This is a genomic window from Citrobacter sp. S55_ASV_140, assembly GCF_018919505.1.
In the GTDB taxonomy this organism is placed as follows: domain Bacteria; phylum Pseudomonadota; class Gammaproteobacteria; order Enterobacterales; family Enterobacteriaceae; genus Citrobacter; species Citrobacter werkmanii.
In genome coordinates this window covers 1-2,213 of record NZ_JAHLQZ010000346.1, presented here as the reverse complement: position 1 = coordinate 2,213, position 2,213 = coordinate 1, and the positions used below count along the sequence as shown (strand labels likewise).

At 42.3% G+C, this 2,213-nt stretch carries 5 protein-coding genes; 4 read left to right on the top strand and 1 reads right to left on the bottom strand.

The genetic code is table 11. The features are described from left to right. The coding region (locus KQJ18_RS23560; RefSeq protein ID WP_346014728.1) for a DUF6680 family protein at positions 1 to 253 on the top strand (253 nt) is incomplete at its 5' end. Between the two features lie 8 nt (positions 254 to 261). Here the strand turns inward: KQJ18_RS23560 and KQJ18_RS23555 are convergent. Next, complete coding sequence (locus KQJ18_RS23555; protein ID WP_216422899.1) at positions 262 to 456, bottom strand: toxin-antitoxin system HicB family antitoxin; 195 nt, start codon at positions 454 to 456, stop codon at positions 262 to 264. A 136-nt stretch (positions 457 to 592) separates the two neighbouring features. Between KQJ18_RS23555 and KQJ18_RS23550 the strand changes: the two genes are divergently transcribed. The 3 genes from KQJ18_RS23550 to KQJ18_RS23540 all read left to right on the top strand — a co-directional run bounded on the left by KQJ18_RS23550 (position 593) and on the right by KQJ18_RS23540 (position 2,068). Then, a complete protein-coding gene (locus tag KQJ18_RS23550) occupies positions 593 to 883 on the top strand; it encodes a SymE family type I addiction module toxin (protein ID WP_216422897.1) in 291 nt (96 codons plus the stop codon). 245 nt (positions 884 to 1,128) lie between these two features. Beyond that, positions 1,129 to 1,614, top strand: coding sequence for a type VI secretion system tube protein TssD (gene tssD, locus KQJ18_RS23545; RefSeq protein ID WP_079934361.1), 486 nt, complete (start codon positions 1,129 to 1,131; stop codon positions 1,612 to 1,614). A 10-nt stretch (positions 1,615 to 1,624) separates the two neighbouring features. Beyond that, complete coding sequence (locus tag KQJ18_RS23540; protein WP_216422896.1) at positions 1,625 to 2,068, top strand: STM2901 family protein; 444 nt, start codon at positions 1,625 to 1,627, stop codon at positions 2,066 to 2,068. The last annotated feature ends 145 nt before the right edge of the window (positions 2,069 to 2,213 follow it).

Sequence of the window (2,213 nt, the reverse complement as noted above, 5' to 3'; positions counted from 1 at the left end):
TGATAATACCTTAGATGCCATATGGAACCAAACAAGCAACAATCTTTTCCTGGACTTGCTATCAGAGATAGCGAAAGATATTGGCTATGATTTTGAGCGTGTGCAATTACAAACAGCCATATATTCACCTGTGGCCCATGGTGCAATAGAAAACGATCAATTAAAAATTAGACAAGGGTTAGCTGCAATATTCTCAGGAGAAAATGCTTTAAAAATGGAAATAATAAACATTCCAACAAGACAGGACAATTAATCGAGTCACTAATTATCTTGAGGCTCAATACCTAACCTCTTAAGTTCCTTTCTCCCCAAAGTTTTGAGCCAATTCCCCAAACTCATCCCCTCAGCTTTTGCAGCAGCCTCGAACTGCGCCTTTAACTCAGGTGTGATACGAATCTGGAAAGTCGGCGCTTTTCCGGATTTAGACTGATTTGGGTCGCGTTTAGTCGTTGACATGTACGTACCTACAAGAGCAATATATCACCAATCAGGTACGTACCTTTAAAACTAACGACCTGACTTATAAACGCCCTCGCCCGGTATTCGCAGTACCCGACGAGAGCTAACCTCACCAACTATCAAGGAGTTGATTATGGCTGATTCGCATTCTACCCCAGACACCGACCAATCCGGAACCGAGCGTTCGGTAATTGTGGGATATCGCCCGAATGTTTTCGACAAATCCACGCCAAAAATTATTCTTTCCGGCAAGTGGCTACGCGACGCGGGGTTTGATACCGGCCAACAACTTACCGTAAAAGTGATGAATGGCTGTATCGTCCTGATGGTCTATGGCGAGCAGGAACAACGGTTGCAGGATGAACTGAAAGAGGTCAGTCAGAAGCTGAACAGAATCGAGAGCACACTGGCGACTCTCCAGTGAAGTACGGCTGAATCTGCAAGCGGTACTCACAGGTTCAGCAGGTGCCGGATGGCGCTTGCGCTTATCCGGCCTACTTTCAAAATGAATTAATCTTCCATAACAAATCATCCTGCTTATATATAGATATTTTAAATTCAGCCGTGGAATAATTTATTTATTTTTTCTCTATTATTAACACCTTCACTATTGCAAACCAATCGTAAAAAACCTCATATATTATTTTCTCAACGAAATGGATTATTAAAATGGCAATTCCTGCTTATCTCTGGCTCAAAGACGATGGTGGCTTACTTATAAAGGGATCTGTTGATGTAACCAATCGCGAACACTCAATCGAGGTGACATCGTTTAGCCATAACCTTTACATCCCAACGGATGGCAATACAGGAAAGCTTACTGGCACACGTGTGCACGGCGCATTGATTTTTGAGAAGGAATTCGATAGCGCTTCACCTTATCTTTTTAAAGCCGTTGCCACAGGGCAAAGCTTGCAATCGGCAGAATTTAGGTGGTACGAGATCAATAATGCAGGTCAGGAAGCAGAGTACTACAACATGCTCCTCGAAGGGGTTAAAGTTGTATCCGTAACACCGATGATGCATGACACTAAAACTGTCATCAATGTTGGTCATAGAGAACAAGTACAGCTGCGTTACGATAAAATTACTTGGCATTATCTCGATGGTAACATCCAATATTCGGATGCCTGGAATGAACGCATAACCGAATAAGTGAAATCATATGGACACTATCGAAGAGCTTAACGATACATATTTTTACAGAGGGTTTGCTAATCTTTCAGCAGGAGAACTTCTTTTCTGGATTTTCCTGGATGAAACAAGTGAACAATTTGGCGTAAATGATTACATGACCTTGGGTCTAATTTTACTTGGTCAACCTACAATCGCAACCAGAGGTAAGCCGATAGGGGCAACAGCAGGCACATCACCACTGAGCTCTCAGCTACGACATTGGTTAAATATAGAAACCAGACGTTTACCCACCCTAACTACAGGAAGTATAAGACGATTAAAATTTGCATATGTAACAAATCTGGGCGCTTTTGCTGGAAGATGGATTCCAATATTGGGGATTGTCATAATGGCTTATGACGTGACTGCGATTTCATACAAAGCCACAATTAAATACAACACTATAGCCAGAGGTAAAGATAAGCTATGGTAAGTGATAATGATGTCATTGCCTGGTACGATGAAACATTTAATAAACCCAGCTTATTCTTTAAAAAGCGTTGGCCAGTCACCCTCGACACAAGTCTTTCAACAGGAGATTATGTGTGGGCCAGTGAAACGGGCGCACACATCATGGA